Origin of the sequence: Citreimonas sp. (assembly GCF_042096055.1) — a bacterium.
Taxonomy (GTDB): Bacteria; Pseudomonadota; Alphaproteobacteria; order Rhodobacterales; family Rhodobacteraceae; genus Citreimonas.
The window spans coordinates 20617-42111 of sequence record NZ_JBELMH010000017.1 but is presented as its reverse complement, the minus strand read 5'-3'; the positions used below and the strand labels follow the sequence as shown (position 1 = coordinate 42111).

Here is a 21495-nt window from a genome sequence, read left to right as displayed (position 1 = left end):
AGGCGCGTTCCTGGCCCATCTCGGCGTCGAAGCTGTCGAGCATCGCGACCGGCCAAGCATAGACCACGTCGTCCAGCCCGCCGGCGTGGATGATCGCGCCATCGGACGAGAACGCCAGCGCCCAGACCGGCCCCTCGCGCGTAGCGCGAAAGTCGTTGGCGATGGCCCATTCTGCTGTATCGAGCATCATGATGAAGCCATGACCGTCGCCCACCGCCAGCCGGTTCGTGCCTGGGTGGTGATCCATCGCGAGGATCGGCCGGCGGTCCAGCGTGAAGTCGGCGATCGCCCCGCCCGTGACGGCGTCCACGACGCGCGTGCCGCCGTCGACCGCCCCGTAGGCGACCCAGTCCGGGCCGACTACCAGTTCGTTCACGCCGAAACCGTGCTGGACCATCGGGTAGGGCGCGCCGCCCTCGGCGAGGTCGTAGCGCAGCAGGTCTCCGTTCGACGTGCCGGCGAACAGAAAGCGCCCGTCTTGGGAAAAAGCGACGGCGTTCACGCCCGAGCCCGGCCGTTCGAGCGTTTGCGGCTCGGCGTCGTCGGCGACCGGCCACAGCAGGATCGAGCCGTCCCAGCTGCCACTGGCAAGCGTCCGGCCGTCCGGAGAGACCGCCAGCGCGGCGACCTTGCCCTGGTGCCGGCCCAGCACCCGCGGCGCGTCGCCCCAGGCGCGCACGGCGAAATCGTCGCCGCCGGAGTACAGCGTGCCGTCCGGCCCCCAGGCGACGGTGGTCACCGCGGCCTCGTGCCCCTCCAGCCACGCGGGTGCGCGACCCGTCCAGAGGCCGACGGAATTGTCGAAGCTGGCCGACGCGACCTTCCCCGAGGGCGACACGTCGAGCCCCATCACCGGCCCGCCATGCCCCTTGAGCGTGGTGAAGTCCTGCGCGGCGAGAGACCCCGCCGCGCAGATGCCGATCACAGCAGAAAGCAGCGCCTTCCGCATGGTGGACCTATTCGGCCGCCGTGGCCGGACGTGTCGGCGCTGACGGCTCGGTCGAGCCTTCCTTGGCGCGGATCTCGTCCAGCCAGATCGAGTGGTGCTGATGCGCCCAGGCCTCGTCGACCTCGCCCGAGCCCATGGCGTCGAAGGCGCCCTCCATCCCGATCGAGCCGATGTAGATATGCGCGATGATGATCGCCATCAGCACGAAGGCGACGATCGCGTGCCACGCCTGCGCCAGCTGCATCTCCTCTTGCGGCGCCAGCTCGGTCGGCAGGGTGCCGAAGCCCAGGACCTGGGGGATGCCGGTGTCGTTGAGGATGCCGAAGGTCTTGGCGAAGAGCGGCAGTTCGTACGGGAACAGCAGCGACAGACCCGACATCGAGATCGACGCGCCGAGCAGGATCACCGACCAGAAGATGATCTTCTGGCCCGCGTTGAACTTCTTCGCGGGTGGGTGGTCCTTGCCGACGATGCCGCCGGCCATTTTGAACCATGTGATGTCGGTGCGGTTCGGGATGTTGTGCCAGACCCACAGGAAGAACACGAAGACCAGCGCCAGCATGAAGGGCCAGGCGAGGTTGTTGTGCACGAACTTCGCGCCCGTCAGCAGCACGGCGTTGACCTCGCGGCCGAAGACCGGCGCGATGAAGCTGCGGCCGAACAGCACGACCAGGCCCGACAGGCCCAGGACGATGAAGCTGCCCGCCAGCATCCAGTGCGAGAACCGCTCGAACGCCTTGAAGCGGGTGACCTTGCGACCGGTCATCGGCTCATCGACGCGGACGCGGCCGCGGAAGGCGAAGAACAGCGCCAGAAGGCCGATCGTGCCCAGCAGCGCCAACCCGCCCCATGTGGCCAGAGGCCCTTGCCGGAACTGGTACCAGCCCATGCCGCCATCCTGCATCAGCACGCGCGCGACGTCTCCGCCGGCGCTGACCTCGACGGTGTCGTAGCCGTAGCGCAGGGCGCGCCAGATCTCGGAGTCGGATTCGCCGCCGAGCGTTCCCAGCTGCGCGGCCATGCCGGCGGCGGTGTCGTCACCGATCTCGCTCTGGCGGAAGCTGGGGTCGATGTCGCGGCCTTCCTGGCGGGCCAGGATGTCCTGAAGCGTCTGCGCGCCGCCGGTCGCCTCGCGCGCCTCGGCCAGCGCCTCGGGGCTCGGGCCGACGGGAGGCGGCGCGGGGCGGAAGATCACCGCCAGCACGCCGAGAACCAGCGCCAGACCCAGGAACCATGCGAACCCGGTCGATCTCTTTGTCATGTCGTATTCCTCAAAGCCTGTCCTGTAGCGTTCGCCACGGGTTCCGGCCCGCATGCGCGGCCAGAAGACCGGTATTCCGTCCGGTTTGGCCGGTCGGGTCAAAGGCGATGGGCCCGCGACGACGGGCCCATCGGCTCGATGATCTGCGGGCCGGGCGCGTGCCCGGCCCGCGTGGACGGATCAGCCGCCCTTCTGGTCGTAGGCGGTGCCCCAGCCCCATGCGCCCGAGCCGAAGCCACGGGCCACGACGCGCTCGCGGTAGATCGCGGACACCACGTCGCCGTCACCGGCCAGCAGCGCCTTGGTCGAGCACATCTCGGCGCAGATGGGCAGCTTGCCCTCGGCGATCCGGTTGCGGCCGTACTTCGAGAACTCGGCGTTCGAGTGGGTCTCTTCGGGGCCGCCGGCGCAGAAGGTGCACTTGTCCATCTTGCCGCGGCTGCCGAAGTTGCCCGCCTGCGGGTACTGCGGCGCGCCGAACGGGCACGCGTAGAAGCAGTAGCCGCAGCCGATGCACAGGTCCTTGCTGTGCAGGACGACGCCGTCCTCGGACTGGTAGAAGCAATCCACCGGGCAGACGGCCATGCAGGGCGCGTCCGAACAGTGCATGCAGGCGACCGAGATCGATCGTTCGCCGGGCGTGCCGTCCTGAATGGTCACGACGCGGCGGCGGTTGATCCCCCACGGCACCTCGTGTTCGTTCTTGCACGCGGTGACGCAGGCGTTGCACTCGATGCAGCGCTCGGCATCACACAGGAACTTAGCTCTTGCCATAGTTCGTTCTCCTTACGCTGGCATGATCTTGCAGAGAGTCGCTTTCGTCTCCTGCATCTGGGTCACGCTGTCGTAGCCATAGGTCTGGGCGGTGTTGGTGGATTCACCCAGCACGTACGGATCCGCCCCGTCGGGGTACTTGCTCCGCAGGTCCTGGCCCTGGAAGTGGCCGCCGAAGTGGAACGGCATGAAGGCGACGCCCTCGCCGACCCGCTCGGTCACCATCGCCATCACCTTGACCTTGCCGCCTTCGGGACCTTCGACCCAGACCTGGGCACCGTCACGCACGCCGAGATTGTTGGCGTCGCGGGTGTTGATCTCGACGAACATGTCCTGCTGCAGCTCGGCCAGCCACGGGTTCGACCGCGTCTCGTCGCCGCCGCCCTCGTATTCGACCAGACGGCCCGAGGTGAGGATGATCGGATAGTCCTTGCTGAAGTCCTGCTTCTGGATCGATGCGTACATCGTCGGCAGGCGGTAGAACTTCCGGTCCTCGTAGGTCGGGTAGTCGGCCACCAGGTCGCGGCGGTTGGTGTAGAGCGGTTCGCGGTGCAGCGGCACCGGGTCCGGGAAGGTCCACACCACGGCACGGGCCTTGGCGTTGCCGTACGGGGCGCAGCCATGCTTGATCGCGACCCGCTGGATGCCGCCAGAGAGGTCGGTCTTCCAGTTGGTCTTGGGGCCCGCGACGGCTTCGATCGACGCGCGCTCTTCGTCCGTGAGGTCGCCGTCCCACCCGAGATCCATCAGCATCTGCATGGTGAACTCGGGGTAGCCGTCCTGCAGCTCGGCACCCGGGTTCGAGACCCCTTCGGCCAGCAGGTTGTCGCCGTTGCGCTCCACGCCGTAGCGGGCGCGGAAGGGCAGGCCGCCATCGGCCACCGGCTTCGAGATGTCATACAGGTTCGGCGAACCCGGATGGTTCATCTCTGCGGTGCCCCAGCAGGGCCACGGCAGACCGTAGTAGTCGCCGTCGGCCGGACCGCCGTTCGCGCGCAGGGTCGTGCGGTCGAACGTGTGCTGGTTGGCCATGTGCAGCTTGAGCCGCTCGGGCGACTGGCCGGTGTAACCGACCGTCCACATACCGCGGTTAATCTCGCGCAGCGTGTCCTCGATGTTCGGCGTGACGCCGTCATCCTCGATCGCGATGTTGCGGAACAGCCGCTCGTGGAAGCCGAACTTCTTCGCGAACAGGCCGATGATCTCGTGATCGGGCTTGGACTCGAAGAGCGGATCGACGACCTTCTCGCGCCACTGGATCGAGCGGTTCGACGCGGTGACCGAGCCGTAGGTCTCGAACTGGGTGGTGGCCGGCAGCAGGTAGACGCCGTCGGTGCGGTCGTGCAGCACCGCCGAGACCGTGGGGAAGGGGTCGATCACGACGAGCGTGTCGAGCATCTCCATGGCCTTCTTCATCTCGACCATGCGGGTCTGAGAGTTCGGTGCGTGACCCCACAGGACCATGGCCCGGACGTTGTTGGGCTGGTCGATGTTCTCGGCGTCCTCGAGGACGCCGTCGATCCAGCGCGACACCGGGATGCCGGTCTCGTACATCAGGTCCTTGGTCTTGCCGTCGGCACCCTCGACCTTGGCGAACTGGCCGTTCAGCCAGTCCCAGTCCTCGCCCCAGACGCGGGCCCAGTGCTCCCACGAGCCCTTGGCCAGGCCGTAGTAGCCGGCGAGCGTGTGCGACAGGACGCCGAGGTCGGTCGCACCCTGCACGTTGTCGTGGCCGCGGAAGATGTTCGTGCCGCCGCCCGAGACGCCCATGTTGCCCAGCGCGAGTTGCAGGATGCAGTAGGCGCGGGTGTTGTTGTTGCCGTTGGTGTGCTGCGTGCCGCCCATGCACCAGATCACGGTGCCGGGACGGTTGTTCGCCATCGTCATCGCGACGCGGCGCAGCTGGCTTTCAGGCGCGCCGGTGACGCGCTCGACTTCCTCGGGCGTCCACTTGGCGACTTCGGCCTTGATCTGGTCCATGCCCCAGACGCGGGTGCGGATGAACTCCTTGTCCTCCCACCCGTTCTCGAAGATGTGCCACAGGATGCCCCAGATCAGCGCCACGTCCGAGCCGGGACGGAAGCGGACATACTCGTCCGCGTGCGCCGCGGTGCGCGTGAAGCGCGGGTCGCAGACGATCAGCGGGGCGTTGTTCTCTTCCTTGGCCTTCAGCACGTGCAGCAGCGAGACGGGGTGCGCCTCGGCCGGGTTGCCGCCGATGATGAAGATCGCCTTCGAGTTGTGGATGTCGTTGTACGAGTTCGTCATGGCGCCGTAGCCCCATGTGTTCGCAACGCCGGCCACGGTGGTCGAGTGGCAGATCCGGGCCTGGTGATCCACGTTGTTCGTGCCCCAGTAGCGGGCGAACTTCTGGAACAGGTAGGATTGTTCGTTGTTATGCTTGGCGCTGCCCAGCCAGTACACCGAATCCGGGCCGCTTTCCTCGCGGATCGTCATCATCTGGTCGCCGATCTCGTTGATCGCCTGTTCCCAGCTGATGCGCTTCCACTCGCCGCCTTCCTTCTTCATCGGATACTTGAGGCGGCGTTCGCCGTGCGCGTGTTCACGCACCGACGCGCCCTTGGCGCAGTGGGCGCCCAGGTTGAACGGGCTGTCCCAGCCGGGCTCCTGCCCGACCCAGACGCCGTCCGATACCTCGGCGACGACCGTGCAGCCCACCGAGCAGTGGGTGCAGACGGATTTCCGCAGTTCGACCGCGCCGGTGGCGGCGGTCTGGGCCGTCGCCTGCGTTACGGTTCCCCCCGTGGCGGCGATGGCGGCAAGGCCGCCGATGGCCAGACCGGATCCGCGCAGGAAGGCGCGGCGGTCGACCGAGGCGTTCGCGGCCTCTGAAAGGATACTTGTCCGCTGGGGGCGTCGCGCAACCCCGTTGGTCTTTTTCCTAAGCATGGTTTCTCTCCCCTTCACGTACCCGTCGCGGGCACGCGTGGCTGTGATCAGGCGGAACGGTCGGGCCTCACGCTACCAGTTTGTTCCACCGCTGATCCGTCCGGTCAGAACCGGGCGGAGGCGTAGTATGCGCGCGTGTGCGCGGTGTCCTGCATCTTCTCGAGAGTCAGGTCAGGCTCGGCCGCTTCGGCCTCGGTCCCGCCGGTGGCGATCGCGACGGCCGCGATCGGCGCCGTGGTGCCGGCGAGTTTCAGGAAAGCGCGGCGCGAAGCCTCTTTTTCCCCTGCCATGGTCAAGGTCCTCCCTTGGTGGCGTTCCGGCGGTATCACCCGCCGATCGTATGACCGGTCGCCCGGTCGGTGATGCGCGGTCGCCCGCGCGACGCCCGGGGCACTGGGCCCCGGACGGCAATTCCTATTCGCCGCTCATCCGGAACGCCTCGGTCTCGATCTCCATGAAGCTGCGCCCGATGGTGCCCACCGGCGCGTAGAAGACCGAGTTCTTGGCGCTTTCGAGGTCCGCGAAGAAATGCGACGCCCACGGCCCGACGTGCTTGTTGAAGAACGTCTTCTGGCTGGACAGGGACGCCGGGGTCCCGAAGCGGCCGACGATCATCGCGCCCATCATCTCCATCAGCGAGGCGATGTTGTCCTCGGGTTCGAACACGGTTTCGGACCGGGCCAGCCCGCGCGCGGTCATGTCCTGGCGCAGCAGGGCGAGCGGCTTTTCGTTGAGAAACCCGGTCAGGTAGTACGAAGCGTAAGGCAGCAGTTCGCCCCGGCCGAGTCCGATGAACAGACGATTGTATTCGCTTTCGACCGACTTCGGCTTGGTCACCTTGGCCATCTTCGCCAGCGTCGCGATCGCGCGGCCCAGGTCGGACGCATCGCCCTGCAGCGACGCGGTCTGCGCCAGCAAAAGCTCGTCGGGCGGCGAGGCCAGGATCACGCCGAGGAAATTGTAGAGATCCGCGCGCTGGCGGTCCTCGTCGGCAAGGGTGATCGTTTCGGCTGCGGTCATGGTGTCCTTTCCGGTCATGTGTCGAACGCGAAGCGCATGCGCCGCGCGGTGCGCGCGGGGGCGGTGTCGCTGTCGTCCTCGTCGTAGACGTGCCGGTAGGCGGGCGCCTCTTCCTCGGGCTCGGCCTCGGCCAGCTCCACTTCGGCTTCCTCGGCCTCGGCGATGGTCTCGTCCGTGCCTGTCTCGTCCGGGTTTTCGGTGTCTTCGTCTTCGTTGGTCAGCGTCTTCATCATGCCGCGGCCGACCTGGTAGGCGGTCTGCAGGTTCTCGACGACGGTCGCGGCGTCGGTGAAGTCGCCGCCGTAATCGACCAGCCCGTCGACGTTCGCCAGCACCGGGTTCAGCCGCCACAGCCGACGCAGCGCGCGCGTCTTCAGTCGCTGCGGGACGGCCTCGCGCAGCAGCGCCTGCACCTGGTCGGTGCGCTCCATTTCGTCGGGGTCGGGCAGGCCCAGCTCTGCGAGGATCTCGTCGTCCGAGCGCTCGGCCAGACGCGCCTCCTCGGCGGCGGCCTCCTCGGCGCGGCGGGCCTCGGCCTCGGCACGGCTTTCGGATTCGACGGCGGCGCGGCGCCGGGCCCAGAAGCCGCCGGACGCGTCGCGATGGTCATTGCGGCTCATTGCAGGCGCCTCCGCTTCAGCGCCGGCGAGGCGTAGACATCGGCCGGCTTGTCGACGCGCGGGTCGCCGATGCCGTCCTGCACCAGGTCGACCCGCTTGCGGTCGCGGCGGCGCTTCACGAAGACCTCGTCCTGATGGAACTCCTCGATGAAGTCGCGCACCCACGCGACGAGGCCGTGCGGCATCGGCACCTTCTCGACGATCTCCTCGCCGCTGTCGGTGTAGTCCTGCGCCTCGTAGGGCGAGGCGGTGACCAGCACGACGTCGAGCGGGCAATCGTCCCGAAGCGACTCGCGCATCACCACGTAGAGGCAAGGCACCTGGGCCGAGATGCCATGCAGGTACGCCTCGGTGTCGGCGCCGTGCAGCTCCAGCGTCGGCGTCGCGGCGTGGTATTCGACGGTCTCACCTTCGCGGCGGACGACGTGCCAGTTGGCGGGCCCGGCGCCGGGCAGCACCGCGGTCGCCGTCCAGACCCACGGCACCCAACGGGTCACGCCGGGCGCGCGCCGCAGCACGATCCCGACCGGCATGGTTCGGTAGGCGTTCGGATTGTGGATCACAAATGACCTCCCTGTCGCATGGAACCGTGGCGCATCCGTGGGCGTTCGGGGAAGAGGGCATTTTGTACACGACTGCATTCCGGGCCGGATCGGGACACTTTGGGTAGTCCGTTGAGGCGTCCCGGAAGGGCATGGACGAATTGTCTAACCCGACAAAATCCATCGGAAAGCGAGCCGGTGACGATTCGGCGAATCACCCCGCCACATCGACCCTCGCGGGTCGCGCGAACGCACGGGATCGTGCCGACAAACCGGTTGTCGGATGCCACGAATCATGTGTAGTTGATCGCCGCGCGGGCACCGGAAAACCCTTCTGGTCAGGGGCTTGCGAGGGGAGAGCTACCATGGTCAAGTCATTGATTACGTGCGATTGTCTGGGTAGCCAGACGGTCGACGCCGACGCGCTGTCGAAGGCCACGGGGATGGACGTGCAGAGCCCCTGCACCGCCCTGTGCACCCGTCAGATCGACCGCGCCGCAGCCGCCTTGACCAAGGGTAACGCCGTCTTCTGCTGCACGCAGGAGGCCCGCACTTTCGACGCCTTGGCCGAGGAGCTGGGGGTCGAACCGGCCCCGGTCCTGGACCTGCGCGACCGGGCTGGATGGACCGAGGACACCCGGTCCAATGTGCCCAAAATGTCCGCCCTGATCGCCGAGTCCCTGCTGCCGCCGGCGGCCGAGAAATCGCTCGACGTCGTGGCCGAGGGTCTGTGCCTGGTGATCGGCCGGGCCGAGGTCGCGCTGCCCGCGGCCGAGCAGCTGTCGGACTACCTGTCCGTGACGGTGCTGCTGGCCGAGGGCGACGAGATCCCCGACACCCGCGCCTACGACGTGATCACCGGCCGTCTGCGCCGCGCGACCGGCGCGCTGGGCCAGTTCGAGGTCGTGATCGATGCCCTGCGCCAGATCGAGCCCGGCGGCCGCGGCGGGTTCGACCTGACCGAGGCGAAGGACGGCGGCGTGTCGCAATGCGACGTGATCGTGGACCTGCGCGGCGACGTTCCACTGTTTCCCGCGCACGACAAGCGCGAAGGCTACCTGCGCGCGGACCCCGGCCACCCCGCCGGCGTGGCCGCGGCGGTCATGGCGGCCTCGCATCTCGTCGGCACCTTCGAGAAGCCGCTTTACGTCAAGACCGAGCCGATGCTCTGCGCCCACAGCCGGGCCGAACAGACGGGCTGCACCCGCTGCCTGGACCTGTGCCCGACCGGTGCGATCGTGCCCAACGGCGACCACGTGACGGTCGATCCGATGATCTGCGCCGGCTGCGGTGCTTGTTCGGCGGTGTGCCCGTCCGGTGCGATCAGCTATGATGCGCCGCCGGTCGACCTGACCTTCCGCCGGGTGCAGACGCTGGCCAAGGCGTATCTGGACGCGGGCGGCGAGGCGCCGCGCCTGCTGATCCATGACAGCCACGGCACCGAGATGATCGGCCTGTCGGCCCGCCACGGTCGAGGCCTGCCCGCCGACGTGATCCCGCTCGAGATGACGGCGATCGGCGCCTTCGGCCATGCCGAGGTGGTCGCCGCGCTGGCCGCGGGCTTCGCGTCGGTCGCGCTGCTGCCCGGGCCGAAGGCGGACGTGGACGCGCTTTCGGCGCAGGTCGCGCTGGCGCAGGCCATCGCCGGAGAGGGCCGGGTGCGCGTGCTGGACACGCCGGACCCCGACGTGATGAGCGACGCGCTCTACGACGAGACCGCCCCCGCGCCGGTCGCGACGCCCGTGCGCCCGATGGGCACGCGGCGGCAGATCACCCGCCAGGCGGCCCGCGCCCTGCATCCCGAGACCGAGATCCTGGCGCTGCCCGAAGGCGCGCCCTACGGCGCCGTGCTGGTGGACAAGGACGCCTGCACCCTATGCCTGTCCTGCGTGTCGCTGTGCCCTTCGGGTGCCTTGGGCGACAACCCGGACCTGCCGCAGCTGCGCTTCCAGGAGGATGCCTGCCTGCAATGCGGTCTCTGCGCCAACATCTGCCCCGAGGACGCGATCACGCTGGAACCCCGCCTCGACCTGACCGGCGCCGCGCTGCGGCAGGAGGTCATCAACGAGGAAGAGCCCTTCGCCTGCATCGAGTGCGGCAGCCTGTTCGGCGTGAAGTCGACGATCGAGCGGATCACGGAGAAGCTGCAGGGCCATTCGATGTTCCAGGGCGGCGACAAGCTGCGCATGATCCAGATGTGCGACGATTGCCGGGTCAACGCGCAGTTCCACTCGCAGGACAACCCCTTCGCCGGGCGCGAGCGGCCGCGGCCGCGCACGACCGACGACTACCTGTCGAAGCGGCGCGATCACTGATGCGCCAGCGGCGCCCCCAGATCGGCGGCCTGCATCTCGGCCACGTAGGCCAGCACGGCCTCGACCTCGTCCAGCGTCAGGGCGATGGGCACGATCGGGCTGGGCCGGCTTTCGTCGAAGGGCGGCGTGACCTCGTGGATGATGGTGAAGGCCGGGTGCGGGTTGAGCGCGTAGAACGCGGTGAAACGCTGCTCCCAGTCGGGCAGGGCGCGCAGGACGGCGAAGCTGGGGGTCGAGCCGATGCCCGCGCTGCGCGTCGCCTCGTCCACCGCGTGGCATCGCGTGCATTTCGCGACCGACACGGCGTGGCCCAGCGTCGGGTCGCCGTCGAAGGCGATGGCGCGAACCGCGCGTTCGGGCGGCGCGGCTTCTCTGAAGACCGGCTCGCCGTCGGGGGCGTAGGCCAGGATCGTGTCGCGGCCGATGTCGCCGGTCAGCCATTGCGCGAACCGGTCGGTCGGCGCGTGGCCTTCGGACCGGACGCGCATGTGCCAGACCTGTCCGCCCTCGAAGAGAGCGCGGCCGTCGTCGCCCAGAACAATGTCGGCCTTGTCGGGCGCGTCGGCCAGCCTGACGCGGATCTGGGTCTTGAGCGAGAACCGCGGCAGTATGTAATCCATCACACCGGTTTCAACCAGCGCCGCGGGCGCGTACAGGCTGACGGTGCGGTCGTCCTGCGCGTCCGCCCGCTGCGGCAGGGCAAGCGCGAGAACCAGCGCGAAGGCGAACGCCGAGGCGTGAAGCAGGCCGGAACGGGTCATGCAAGCAGGGTAGTCGGCGCGCATCCAGCGCGTCAATCGTGACGAACGGAACAGGGAGACGACGATGAGCGACGATTTCAACATGTCGATGCGCAAGTTCCTCAAGCAGGTCGGCGTGACCTCGCAGCAGGCGATCGAAGAGGCGATGCGCCAGCACGATACCGCCGGCAAGAGCTATGCCGTCAAGGCCGTGGTCACGATCCCCGAGCTGGGCGTGACGCACGAGGTCGACGGCACCATCAAGGGCCAGGAGTGAACCCGTGAGCGCAAGCAGGGATACGGTTCTCGAGGCTCTCAAGCAGATCCCCGATCCGTCGGGCTCGGGTGACATCGTGGGCGCGGGCGTCGTGCGCGCGCTCAACGTCGACGAGGCGGGCGCCGTGCGCTTCGTGATGGAGATCGCGCCGCAGCGTGCCCAGGCCTATGAGGCGGTCAAGGCTCAGGCCGAGACGTCGCTGAAGGCGCTGCAGGGCGTGTCGGCGGTCTCGATCGTGATGACCGGCCACACCGAGAAGGCCCCGCCCGAGCTGCGCCCCCGCAAGGCGGCCGAGCCCAAGGGCCCCGAGAAGATCCCCGGCGTCGACCGGATCATCGCCATCGCCAGCGGCAAGGGCGGGGTGGGCAAGTCGACCGTTTCGGCGAACCTTGCCTGCGCGCTGGCGGCGCAGGGTCGCCGCGTGGGCCTGCTGGACGCCGACGTCTACGGCCCCAGCCAGCCGCGGATGCTGGGCGTGTCGGGCCGGCCGGCCTCGCCCGACGGCAAGACGATCCTGCCGATGCGCAACCACGGCGTCACGATGATGTCGATCGGCCTGATGACGAACGAGGACCAGGCCGTGGTCTGGCGCGGCCCGATGCTTATGGGCGCGTTGCAGCAGATGATGAGCCAGGTGCAGTGGGGAGCGCTCGACGTGCTGCTGGTCGACCTGCCGCCGGGCACCGGCGACGTGCAGATGACGCTGGCGCAGAAGGCGCAGGTCGACGGCGCTATCATCGTCAGCACGCCGCAGGACGTGGCTCTGCTGGATGCGCGCAAGGGCATCGACATGTTCAACCAGCTCAAGGTGCCGATCCTCGGGATGATCGAGAACATGAGCACGCATATCTGCTCGAACTGCGGGCACGAGGAGCACGTCTTCGGCCATGGCGGCGTCGCCGCCGAGGCGAAGAAGCTGGGCGTTCCGCTGCTGGCCGAGGTGCCGCTGCACCTGCAGATCCGGCTCGCGTCGGACGGCGGTGCGCCGATCGCGGTCAGCCAGCCCGACAGCCCGCAGGCGAAGGCCTTCCACGACATCGCCTCGGCGCTCGTGGCTCGGGGCGCGGCCTGAGGAGATGAGCATGTCCGACCTCGAAGCCTCGCCCGACGTGCTGACCTTTCCGCCCGCGATGACGGGCGAGGCGGTGACGGACGATCCGCTGGAGATCGCCGTGATGCGCGCGATCCAGGGCTGCGACGCCGGCCTGATCTGCTATCGCGTGGCGGCCGACCGGGTGGGGGCCGCGCTGGTCTTCGCGCCCGAGGTGCCGCTGGCGGACGCCATGTCGATGCTGCCGCTGTGCGGTGTCGGCCTGCAGAACGCGCTGGGCGCGCTGGCCCCGCCAGAGGTCGCCGTGCACCTCGAATGGACCGGCGGCGTCCGCGTCAACGGCGCGTCCTGTGGCGGCTTCCGCGCGGTCGCGTCGGAGCGTGAGGCGGACGCCGTGCCGTTGTGGCTGGTCGTCGGCTTCGAAATGCCGCTGCTGGACTTGGCCGATGGCGGGCTCGAGCCCGACCGCACGGCGCTCTACGCCGAGGGCTGCGCCGACGTGGACCCCGGTCGGCTGGTGGAATCCTGGGCCCGGCACAGCCTGAACTGGATCGCCCGCTGGGAGGCCGAAGGCACCAAGCCGCTGCACGCCGAATGGCGCGGCCTTGCCCACGGCATCGGCGAAGAGATCACCGCGGACGGCCGGACGGGCACGTTCCTGGGAGTCGACGAACGCTTTGGCATGCTGCTGCGCGACGACGCGCGCACGCACCTGATCCCGCTGACCGTTGTTCTGGAGGACACGCCATGAAACTGGCACGCGCCATTCATTTCGACGAATCCGACCAGCACGTCTTTGCCAGCCCGGCGCGGACCGGCGAATGGTGCATTTCGGGCGGGTTCGAGTTTTCCGACTGGACCGAAGGCGACCTGACCGGCAAGCCGCGTCAGGCCTTCGCCAACGGCTGGATGGGTCTCGAGACCGGCGGCCGGGTCACCTTCGTCGCGGTCACGCAGATCGAACCGGCCGAGGTCGAGACGCTGGTCGCGCTGCTGGCGCAGCACTTCGTCACCTATTACGGCGCGCCCTCGGTCGAAGCGGCCAAGCCCGTCGCGCGCGAGGAGATCGGCCAGATGATCGACCTGTGCGAGGATCACGCGCCCAACACGCTGCTGACCGTGGCGCGCGAGCTGACCGATGCCGGCGTGCGCGAAAGCTACCGCGTGATCGAGGCGCAGGACGCCGGCCTCGAGCAGTTCGCGATCCACGGCTCGCCCGACGAGTGACGCCCGGAACTTGCGTCGCGCGCCCGATTGGGCGAGGACGGATGGCGACGCACAAGACACCGGACGAAGGCACGGCATGGTCAGACAGTTCCTTCCGGTCACCGCGCTGCTGCTCGGGTCGGCTCTGCTTCTTTTCGCAGGCGGGCTGAACGGGCTGATCCTGCCCGTGCGCGGGTCGGCGGAAGGGTTCAGCGCCTATGCGCTGGGCCTTCTGGGGACGGGATGGGCCGTGGGCTACGTGCTGGGCTGCGTCTTCGCGCCGCGCCTGGTGGGCGCGGTAGGGCATATCCGCACCTTCGGCGTGATGTGCGCCTTTGCCGCCGTCGCGGTGCTGTTGCAGGCGCTGCTGGTTGAGATGTGGGCCTGGATCCCGACGCGCGCGATCGCCGGCTTCTGCTTTGCCGGCGCGGCCATGATCGTCGAAAGCTGGCTGAACGACCGCGCGCAGCCCTCGACCCGCGGCAAGATCTTCGGCGTCTATACCATGGTGAACCTGGCCGCGGTCACGGCCGGGCAAATGGCGATCTCTCTGGGCGACGCATCGGGCTTTGTCTTCTTTGCGATCGCGGCGATCGTCTACGCGCTGGCGCTGGTGCCCACGGCGCTGTCCACGCAGGCGACGCCGGCGCCGCTGACCTCGGTCAAGCTGAACCTGCCGGCGCTGTGGCGGAACTCGCCTGTCGCGGTCGTGGCCGTCTTCCTGGTGGGCGTGTCGAACGCGTCCTTCGGGGCGCTGGCGGCGGTCTACGCCGACCGGATCGGGCTGAACCTGACCGCGATCGCATTGTTCGCAAGCATCCCGGTCCTCGCCGGGGCGGCCGCGCAGATTCCCATCGGCTTCGCGAGCGACCGCATGGATCGCCGTGTCGTTCTGATCGCCGTGGCGCTCGCCGCCTTGGCGGCGGACCTGGCCTTCGTTCTGCTGGCGCCCGAGGACCGGATGGTGAACCTGGCGCTGGTGGGCCTTTTCGGCGCGGCGATCTTCTCGATGTACCCGATCATCGTGGCGCATGCGAACGACCACGCGCCGCCCGGCACGTCTATTCAGGTCTCTGGCGGCCTTCTGATGGTGTTCGGCCTGGGTTCGATCGTGGGCCCGCTAGCCGCGGGCTTCCTGATGACCGACTACTTCGGGCCGCGGGGCCTTTTCGTGGCCACGGTGATCTCGCACGCGGCGTTGATCGCCTTCACGCTGTACCGGATTTACCGCAGCCCCGCCGTCGCCAGCTCGGCGAAGGGCAACTTCCGCATCTTCGGCTCCACCCGGGCCGCGACCCCGGAAACTGCCGCGTTGGCCGAGGGCGACGACGAGGCCGAGTTTCTTGGCGCCGCGCAGGCGCGGGCCGACATCGTGCGGGCCTGAAGGGCCGCTCGCCGTGCCTCAGGTGCGGGCGTAGACGTCCTCGTAGCGCAGGATGTCGTCCTCGCCGAGGTAGGAGCCGGTCTGTACCTCGATCAGGACCATGTCGACCTTCCCGGGGTTTTCCATTCGGTGCACGGCACCGAGCGGGATGTAGACCGACTGGTTTTCCGTCACCAGCTTGACCTCGTCGTCGATCGTGACCTTGGCGGTGCCTTGCACGACGATCCAGTGCTCGGCCCGGTGGTGGTGGCTTTGCAGCGACAGCGCCGCGCCGGGATGCACGTGGATGCGCTTGACCTGGAAGCGCGGGCCGACCACCAGGCTTTCGAACCAGCCCCAGGGGCGGAAATCGCGCGGCAGAGTCTCGGCCTGCGGCTGGCCCTTGGCCTTGAGCGCCGCGACCGCCTTCTTGACGTCCTGCGCACGGTCGCGCGGGGCGACGAGGACCGCGTCGGGCATAGCCACCGCGATCATGTCGCGCAGGCCGATGCCGACCAGCGCTTGGCCTTCGTGTTCGGACCGCAGCAGCGTGCCTTCGCAGTCGATCGCGGTTGCGGGGCCGGTGGTGACCACGCCGTTCTCGTTGGGGCCCTGTTCGCGCCAGACGGCGTCCCAGCCGCCGAGGTCGGACCACGCGCCGGCATAGGGCACGACCGAGAGGCTGTCGGCCTTCTCCATCACCGCGTAATCGATCGAGATGTCGTCGAGTCCGGCCCAGGCATCCGGGTCGAGCCGCGTGAAGCTCAGGTCGCGTTTCGCCCGCGCGACGGCATCCCGGACGCCGGCGAGGATCGACGGGGCGTGCGCCTCGAACGCGGCGATCAGGGCATCCGCCCGGAACAGGAAGATGCCGGCGTTCCACAGGTGCTGTCCGCCCTCGAGCATCGTCTGCGCGGTCGCGGCATCGGGCTTTTCGACGAAGGCCTTTAGGGGCTGGGCGACCGGCGCGAAATCGCCGGGATCGCTGCTGAGCTCGAGCCAGCCATAGCCGGTCTCGGCCCGGTCAGGGCGGATGCCGAAGGTCACCAGCCGCCCTGCACGCGCCTCGGGCGCCGCGGCCTGCACCGCATCACGGAAGCGGGCGGGGTCTGGGATGACGTGGTCGGAGGGCGCCACCAGCATCAATGCTGTGGGGTCCTCGGCCGCCAGCACCAGCGCGCCGGACAGGATAGCGGGTGCGGTGTTTCGGCCCTCGGGCTCGATCAGCGTGGCCGCCGCGGCGGTCTCGATTCCGGCCAATTGCTCGGTCACGATGAAGCGGAAGTCGGATGCGGTGACGACGATCGGCGCGGCGAAGCCGGGGCCGGACAGGCGCCGGGCGGAGGCCTGGAACAGGCTTTCGTCGCCGATCAGCTGCGTGAATTGCTTGGGGTAGCTCTTGCGCGACAACGGCCACAGCCGCGTGCCCGAGCCGCCGCACAGCAGCAGGGGATGGATGAGGTCGGTCATGGCCACTCCTTCGTCACGCGCGTCCGCGGAAATCGTCGCGGTGCTGCAGGAACCATCGATAGGTGCCCTCGATCCCCTCTTCCAGATCGATCGAGGCGCGCCAGCCCAGCCGGTCGAGACGGCTGACATCCATAAGCTTGCGCGGCGTGCCGTCGGGCTTGCTGGGATCCGTCTCGATTCGGCCCTCGTAGCCGGTGACCCGGGCCACCATCTGCGCCAGTTCCAGGATCGACACGTCGGTGCCGGTGCCGACGTTGATGTGGCTCAGCATCGGCTGCGTCTCGCGCGCATAGGTCTGGGCGTCGAGGTCCAGCACGAACAGGCTGGCCTGCGCCATGTCGTCCACGTGCAGGAATTCCCGCCGGGGCGAGCCGGTGCCCCAGATGGTGACGCTGTCCTGTCCGGTCTCGCGCGCCTCGGTGAAGCGGCGGATCAGCGCGGGCAGTACATGGCTGTTCTCGGGGTGGAAGTTGTCGCCGGGACCGTAGAGGTTCGTCGGCATGACCGAGCGGTAGTCGACGCCGTACTGCCGGTTGTAGCTTTCGCACAGCTTGATGCCGGCGATCTTGGCGATGGCGTAGGGCTCGTTCGTTGGCTCGAGCATACCGGTCAGCAGCGCGTCCTCGGCCATGGGCTGGGGCGCCATGCGCGGGTAGATGCACGAACTGCCGAGCTGCAGCAGCTTGGTGACGCCCGCGCTCCAGGCTTCGTGGATGACGTTGGCCTGGATCATCAGGTTGTCGTGGATGAACTCGGCCGGATAGGTGTTGTTGGCCATGATCCCGCCGACCTTGGCGGCGGCCAGGATCACGAGGTCGGGGCGTTCATCGGCGAAGAAGGCACGCACCTGCGCACGGTCGATCAGGTCGAGTTCGGCGTGGGTGCGGGTCAGCAGGGTCAGGTCCTCGCCGGCCTCGCGGCGCGCTTCGAGCGCGCGGAGGATGGCGCCGCCCACCATGCCGCGATGGCCTGCCACATAAATCCTGGGCATCGGTCCGTCCTCCCCTCAGCCGTCTTCCAGGCTAACCGGCACGGCCAGCCCGTGCTCCTTGAGCAAGGCGTGCCGGCGCGCGGTCTGCAGGTCGTGCGCGACCATCTCGGCGCACATCTCCTGCGCGGTGATCTCGGGCTGCCAGCCGAGCTTGGCCTTCGCCTTGGACGGGTCGCCCAGTAGCGTCTCGACCTCCGCAGGACGGAAGTAGCGCGGGTCGATGCGCATGATCACGTCACCGGGCTTCACCGCCGGCGCCATGTCCGAGGTGACGCGCGCCACGGTCGCCGTTTCCTCGATGCCCGTGCCGGAGAATTCCAGCTCGATCCCCAGTTCGCGGGCCGACCACGTGATGAACTCGCGCACCGAGAATTGCTTGCCCGTGGCGATGACGAAATCCTCGGGCGTGTCCTGCTGCAGCATCATCCACTGCATGCGGACATAATCCTTGGCGTGCCCCCAGTCGCGCAGCGCGTCGATGTTGCCCATGTAGAGGCATTGTTCGAGACCCTGGGCGATGTTCGCCATGCCACGCGTGATCTTGCGCGTCACGAAGGTCTCGCCGCGGCGCGGGCTCTCGTGGTTGAACAGGATGCCGTTGCAGGCGTACATGCCGTAGGCCTCGCGGTAGTTCACGGTGATCCAGTAGCTGTAGAGCTTGGCCACCGCGTAGGGCGAGCGCGGGTAGAAGGGCGTCGTCTCCTTCTGCGGTGTCTCCTGCACCAGGCCGTACAGCTCCGACGTCGAGGCTTGGTAGAAGCGGCAGGACTTTTCCATCCCGAGGAAGCGGATCGCCTCGAGCAGGCGCAGCGTGCCGGTGCCGTCCACGTCCGCGGTGTATTCCGGCGCCTCGAAGCTGACCGCCACGTGGGACTGCGCACCGAGGTTGTAGACCTCGTCCGGGCGGACCTCCTGCAGGATGCGGGTCAGGTTCGACGTGTCGGTCAGGTCGCCGTAATGCAGCCGCAGGTTCGGGCGCACCTCGTGCGGGTCCTGATAGATGTGGTCGATCCGGGCGGTGTTGAACAGCGAGGCCCGACGCTTGATGCCGTGCACCTCGTAGCCCTTTTCGAGCAGGAGTTCCGCGAGGTACGAGCCGTCCTGCCCGGTGATGCCTGTGATGAGCGCGCGTTTGGTCATGGGTTCTTTCAAAGGAATTGACGAATTTTTCCGAGGTTCTTGAGCGCGAGCGTCCCGACGCCGCCGACCCCGTTGGCCCGGATGGCGCGGTAATCCTCGCGGCTTTTCTGCACGATCTTTGCGACAGAACGATTGCTTTCGCCACCCATCCGCATGTTGACGAAGACGCGCGGCACGTAGGCTAGGCGCAGGTTCCCCCGCACGAGGTAGCGCAGCATGGCGTCGTAATCGGCGGCGATGCGGTAGCTGGTGTCGTAAAGCCCCATCCGGTCGAAGACCCCGCGCCGCAGATAGAGCGTGGGATGCGGTGGCATCCAGCCCTGTCGCAGCTTGCGCGGGCTGTATTCGCCGGACCGCCAGCGACGGATGATGCGGCTGGTATCCTCGGCCGCGACGTAGTCCAGGTCGCCGTAGACGCCGTCGACGTCCGGATCGGACAGCGCCTCGGCCACCCAGGACAGGACCGACGGGTGCGCGAATAGATCGTCCGAGTGCATCAGCCCGACGACGTCGCCGGTTGTGCGTTCGATCCCGCGGTTGATGCCGTCATAGATGCCGCCGTCCCGTTCGCTGTGCGGAAGAAGCGTGGGTCGGCTGCGGGCGCGGACGATTTCCATTGTTCCGTCGGTCGACCCGCCGTCCTGGACGACGTGCTCGATATCGGGATGGTCCTGCGAGGCGACGCTGTCGAGCGCCTCGGCAATGGTGTTCTCGCGATTGAAGACCGCTGTGACGACCGAGATCTTCAGCATCGCGCGACACCTTTGCACATCGTGTGAACCGGGTACGCCGGCATGGGTACACGGCACCATCGCTCACCGCAAATCCTATGTCGCCATCCGGCCCGCGCGCGGCCGCAATGCGGCGGAAACGGGCAATCACGTATGCGCAGAGCCAAGGGCGTGATCGCCGGTCCGACCGGCGTGCATTCGTTCGAAGCTTTCGTGCGACGCTTCACGCGCCGTCGTCGGCCAGGGTGCGCCCGCCGAGATCTATGCCGAGGACGTCGCGGACGGCCTCGGAAGGGTGGCACCCCGTCCGCGCGATGTAGGTCCGCGTTTCGCGCAGTTTCATGTCGACCAGGTAGCGGTACCAGAAGCCCTGCAGCACGTGGAACGCGGTGCCCTCGACGCCGTCGAGAAAGCCCAGCCGCACGACGTAGCGATAGAGGAAATAGGCGAAAGCGCGCGATCCGCCGGGCAGCCGCGCGTACACGCGTTCCTTCAGCCAGCGCTTCATCCCGGCCTGGCCGCCCCGCGCGTCGGCGATCGTATCGGTGTCGAGAAAGCGCGCTTCGAGGTTGAGCAGGTCGACCACTTCGAGGCTGGAATAGGCGTTGTGCTTTTCCGTCCACCACGTGAGCGGCTTGAGGTTGTCGTCCAGGATCTCGTTGTCGAACGTGACGGTCGGACCCTCGACGACGAGGTGCTCGTCCATCCAGCGGTTCTCGCACCGGCCGCGGCCCTTGCGGATGAGGCGCAGGATGCGGATCGGGAAGACGCCACCCCAGCGGATCGGCTTGCCCATGAAGCTCATGCGGCGGCCGACGAGGATGCCGTCGGTCTCGGCGCCGATGCCGGGCAGCTTGTCGCGGATCTCGCGGGCGAGGTCGGGCTGCACGATCTCGTCCGCGTCGAGCCGCATGATCCATTCGGCATCGTCCGCGACACGCGGGATCGCCCAGTTCATCTGCGTCGCGTGGTTGGTCCACGGATTGTGCAGCACGCGCGCGCCGGCGTTCTGCGCAAGCTCGACGGTGCCATCCTTGGATCCGCTGTCGACCACCAGCACCTCGGTCGCGAAGGATTGCACGGACCGGATCGCGCGCTCGATGTGCATGGCCTCGTCCCGGGTCAGGATGACCACGGAGACGGTCATGTCCGTTCCATCCACGCCCATGCGGTCTGCAGGATGTTGCGCAGGTCCGAGTGCGTCGGCGTCCAGTCCAGAGTCGCGGCCGCGCGCGACGGATCGGCGACCAGTGCGGCCGGATCGCCTGCGCGCCTCGGGCCGTAGCTGTGCGGCACGTCGCGGCCGGTCACGGCGCGCGTCATCTCGATGACCTCGCGGATCGACACGCCGGTTCCGGTGCCCAGGTTCAGGGCGGTGAAGCCGGGCGCGTTGCCTGTCCGGTCGAGCGCCTTGACGTGGGCACAGGCCAGGTCGGTGACGTGGATGTAGTCGCGGATGCAGGTGCCGTCCGGCGTGTCGTGGTCGTCGCCGAAGACGGTGAGCGGCTGAAGCGTGCCCTTCGCCGCCCCGAGCGCCAGCGGGATCAGGTGCGTCTCGGGGTCGTGCGCCTCGCCGATCTCGGCGTCGGCGTCTGCGCCGGCGGCATTGAAGTAGCGCAGCGCGATGGCGTCCAGCTGACCGGCCTGCGCGCAGTCCTTCATCATCTGCTCGACCATCAGCTTGCTCTGGCCATAGGGATTGATGGGCCGCTGGGGGCAATCCTCGTCGATGGGGCTGCGCTCGGGCGTGCCGTAGGTCGCGCAGGTCGACGAGAACACGAACCGCGATACCCCCTCGGCCTGCATGGCGCGCAGCAGCGTCGCGGTGCCGCCGACGTTGTTGCGGTAATAGAGCAGCGGGTTCTGCATCGACTCGCCCACGTACGAGAACGCGGCGAAGTGGATCACGCCGATCGGGGCATGCTTTCGGATGACGTCCCGCAGACGCTCGCCATCCAGCAGGTCGCCGGTCTCGAGCGGGCCGTAACGGGCGGCCCAGGCGTTGCCCCGGCACAGCGAGTCGTAGGTGATCGGCGTGTAGCCCGCCTGCGCGAGCGCCTTGCAGGTGTGGCTGCCGATATAGCCGGCGCCGCCGGTGACCAGAACGGGCTTATCCGCGGGCATGAGGACACTCT

21 protein-coding genes are annotated in these 21495 nt (G+C 68.2%); 6 read left to right on the top strand and 15 right to left on the bottom strand.

Annotated features, from left to right (window positions below):
* The 8 genes from ACFDTC_RS06225 to ACFDTC_RS06190 all read right to left on the bottom strand — a co-directional run.
* On the bottom strand, positions 1–949 hold a 949-nt coding region (locus ACFDTC_RS06225; protein WP_375258013.1), incomplete at its 3' end, for a WD40 repeat domain-containing protein.
* Between the two features lie 7 nt (positions 950–956).
* A complete protein-coding gene (locus tag ACFDTC_RS06220) occupies positions 957–2210 on the bottom strand; it encodes a formate dehydrogenase subunit gamma (RefSeq protein ID WP_375258012.1) in 1254 nt (417 codons plus the stop codon).
* 180 nt (positions 2211–2390) lie between these two features.
* Positions 2391–2984, bottom strand: coding sequence for a formate dehydrogenase FDH3 subunit beta (fdh3B, locus tag ACFDTC_RS06215; RefSeq protein WP_375258011.1), 594 nt, complete (start codon positions 2982–2984; stop codon positions 2391–2393).
* A gap of 12 nt (positions 2985–2996) precedes the next feature.
* A complete protein-coding gene (locus ACFDTC_RS06210) occupies positions 2997–5894 on the bottom strand; it encodes a formate dehydrogenase subunit alpha (protein WP_375258010.1) in 2898 nt (965 codons plus the stop codon).
* 104 nt (positions 5895–5998) lie between these two features.
* Positions 5999–6184: a twin-arginine translocation pathway signal protein gene (locus ACFDTC_RS06205; RefSeq protein ID WP_375258009.1), complete on the bottom strand. Its 186-nt coding sequence runs from the start codon at positions 6182–6184 to the stop codon at positions 5999–6001.
* Between the two features lie 124 nt (positions 6185–6308).
* A complete protein-coding gene (locus ACFDTC_RS06200; RefSeq protein WP_375258008.1) occupies positions 6309–6914 on the bottom strand; it encodes a molecular chaperone in 606 nt (201 codons plus the stop codon).
* Between the two features lie 14 nt (positions 6915–6928).
* Positions 6929–7534, bottom strand: a complete 606-nt coding sequence (locus tag ACFDTC_RS06195; protein WP_375258007.1) for a DUF3306 domain-containing protein — start codon at positions 7532–7534, stop codon at positions 6929–6931.
* Positions 7531–8067 (bottom strand): DUF3305 domain-containing protein, encoded by a 537-nt coding sequence (locus tag ACFDTC_RS06190; RefSeq protein WP_375258022.1) that lies wholly within the window; start codon positions 8065–8067, stop codon positions 7531–7533. The genes ACFDTC_RS06195 and ACFDTC_RS06190 overlap by 4 nt, the downstream gene beginning before the upstream one ends.
* A gap of 374 nt (positions 8068–8441) precedes the next feature.
* On the opposite strand from ACFDTC_RS06190, the gene ACFDTC_RS06185 reads away from it, so the two are divergent.
* Positions 8442–10391: a 4Fe-4S binding protein gene (locus ACFDTC_RS06185; RefSeq protein WP_375258006.1), complete on the top strand. Its 1950-nt coding sequence runs from the start codon at positions 8442–8444 to the stop codon at positions 10389–10391.
* On the opposite strand, the gene ACFDTC_RS06180 is transcribed toward ACFDTC_RS06185, so the two are convergent.
* Positions 10385–11152, bottom strand: coding sequence for a hypothetical protein (locus ACFDTC_RS06180; protein ID WP_375258005.1), 768 nt, complete (start codon positions 11150–11152; stop codon positions 10385–10387). The genes ACFDTC_RS06185 and ACFDTC_RS06180 overlap by 7 nt on opposite strands.
* 64 nt (positions 11153–11216) lie before the next feature.
* Here ACFDTC_RS06180 and ACFDTC_RS06175 point away from each other — a divergent pair, with 64 nt between their 5' ends.
* From ACFDTC_RS06175 to ACFDTC_RS06155, 5 genes are all read left to right on the top strand, one after another.
* Positions 11217–11408: a DUF6494 family protein gene (locus ACFDTC_RS06175; protein WP_375258004.1), complete on the top strand. Its 192-nt coding sequence runs from the start codon at positions 11217–11219 to the stop codon at positions 11406–11408.
* Positions 11409–11412: 4 nt separating this feature from the next.
* Positions 11413–12480 carry an Mrp/NBP35 family ATP-binding protein gene (locus ACFDTC_RS06170; protein WP_375258003.1) on the top strand — a complete coding sequence of 356 codons (1068 nt, stop codon included), beginning with the start codon at positions 11413–11415 and terminating at the stop codon, positions 12478–12480.
* A 10-nt stretch (positions 12481–12490) separates the two neighbouring features.
* Positions 12491–13210, top strand: coding sequence for a DUF4444 domain-containing protein (locus ACFDTC_RS06165; protein ID WP_375258002.1), 720 nt, complete (start codon positions 12491–12493; stop codon positions 13208–13210).
* Positions 13207–13686, top strand: a complete 480-nt coding sequence (locus ACFDTC_RS06160; RefSeq protein WP_375258001.1) for a DUF6505 family protein — start codon at positions 13207–13209, stop codon at positions 13684–13686. The genes ACFDTC_RS06165 and ACFDTC_RS06160 overlap by 4 nt, the downstream gene beginning before the upstream one ends.
* A gap of 76 nt (positions 13687–13762) precedes the next feature.
* Positions 13763–15049 (top strand): MFS transporter, encoded by a 1287-nt coding sequence (locus ACFDTC_RS06155; RefSeq protein ID WP_375258000.1) that lies wholly within the window; start codon positions 13763–13765, stop codon positions 15047–15049.
* An 18-nt stretch (positions 15050–15067) separates the two neighbouring features.
* Here ACFDTC_RS06155 and ACFDTC_RS06150 read toward each other — a convergent pair whose 3' ends face one another.
* The 6 genes from ACFDTC_RS06150 to galE form a co-directional block, all read right to left on the bottom strand.
* Positions 15068–16498: a mannose-1-phosphate guanylyltransferase/mannose-6-phosphate isomerase gene (locus ACFDTC_RS06150; RefSeq protein WP_375257999.1), complete on the bottom strand. Its 1431-nt coding sequence runs from the start codon at positions 16496–16498 to the stop codon at positions 15068–15070.
* Positions 16499–16511: 13 nt separating this feature from the next.
* Positions 16512–17489: a GDP-L-fucose synthase family protein gene (locus tag ACFDTC_RS06145; protein WP_375257998.1), complete on the bottom strand. Its 978-nt coding sequence runs from the start codon at positions 17487–17489 to the stop codon at positions 16512–16514.
* A gap of 15 nt (positions 17490–17504) precedes the next feature.
* Positions 17505–18629 (bottom strand): GDP-mannose 4,6-dehydratase, encoded by a 1125-nt coding sequence (gene gmd / locus ACFDTC_RS06140; protein WP_375257997.1) that lies wholly within the window; start codon positions 18627–18629, stop codon positions 17505–17507.
* An 8-nt stretch (positions 18630–18637) separates the two neighbouring features.
* Positions 18638–19381 carry a glycosyltransferase family 2 protein gene (locus tag ACFDTC_RS06135; RefSeq protein ID WP_375257996.1) on the bottom strand — a complete coding sequence of 248 codons (744 nt, stop codon included), beginning with the start codon at positions 19379–19381 and terminating at the stop codon, positions 18638–18640.
* Positions 19382–19583: 202 nt separating this feature from the next.
* Positions 19584–20507 (bottom strand): glycosyltransferase family 2 protein, encoded by a 924-nt coding sequence (locus tag ACFDTC_RS06130; protein WP_375257995.1) that lies wholly within the window; start codon positions 20505–20507, stop codon positions 19584–19586.
* Positions 20504–21484: a UDP-glucose 4-epimerase GalE gene (gene galE, locus ACFDTC_RS06125; RefSeq protein WP_375257994.1), complete on the bottom strand. Its 981-nt coding sequence runs from the start codon at positions 21482–21484 to the stop codon at positions 20504–20506. Before galE ends, ACFDTC_RS06130 begins: the two co-directional genes overlap by 4 nt.
* Between the last annotated feature and the right edge of the window lie 11 nt (positions 21485–21495).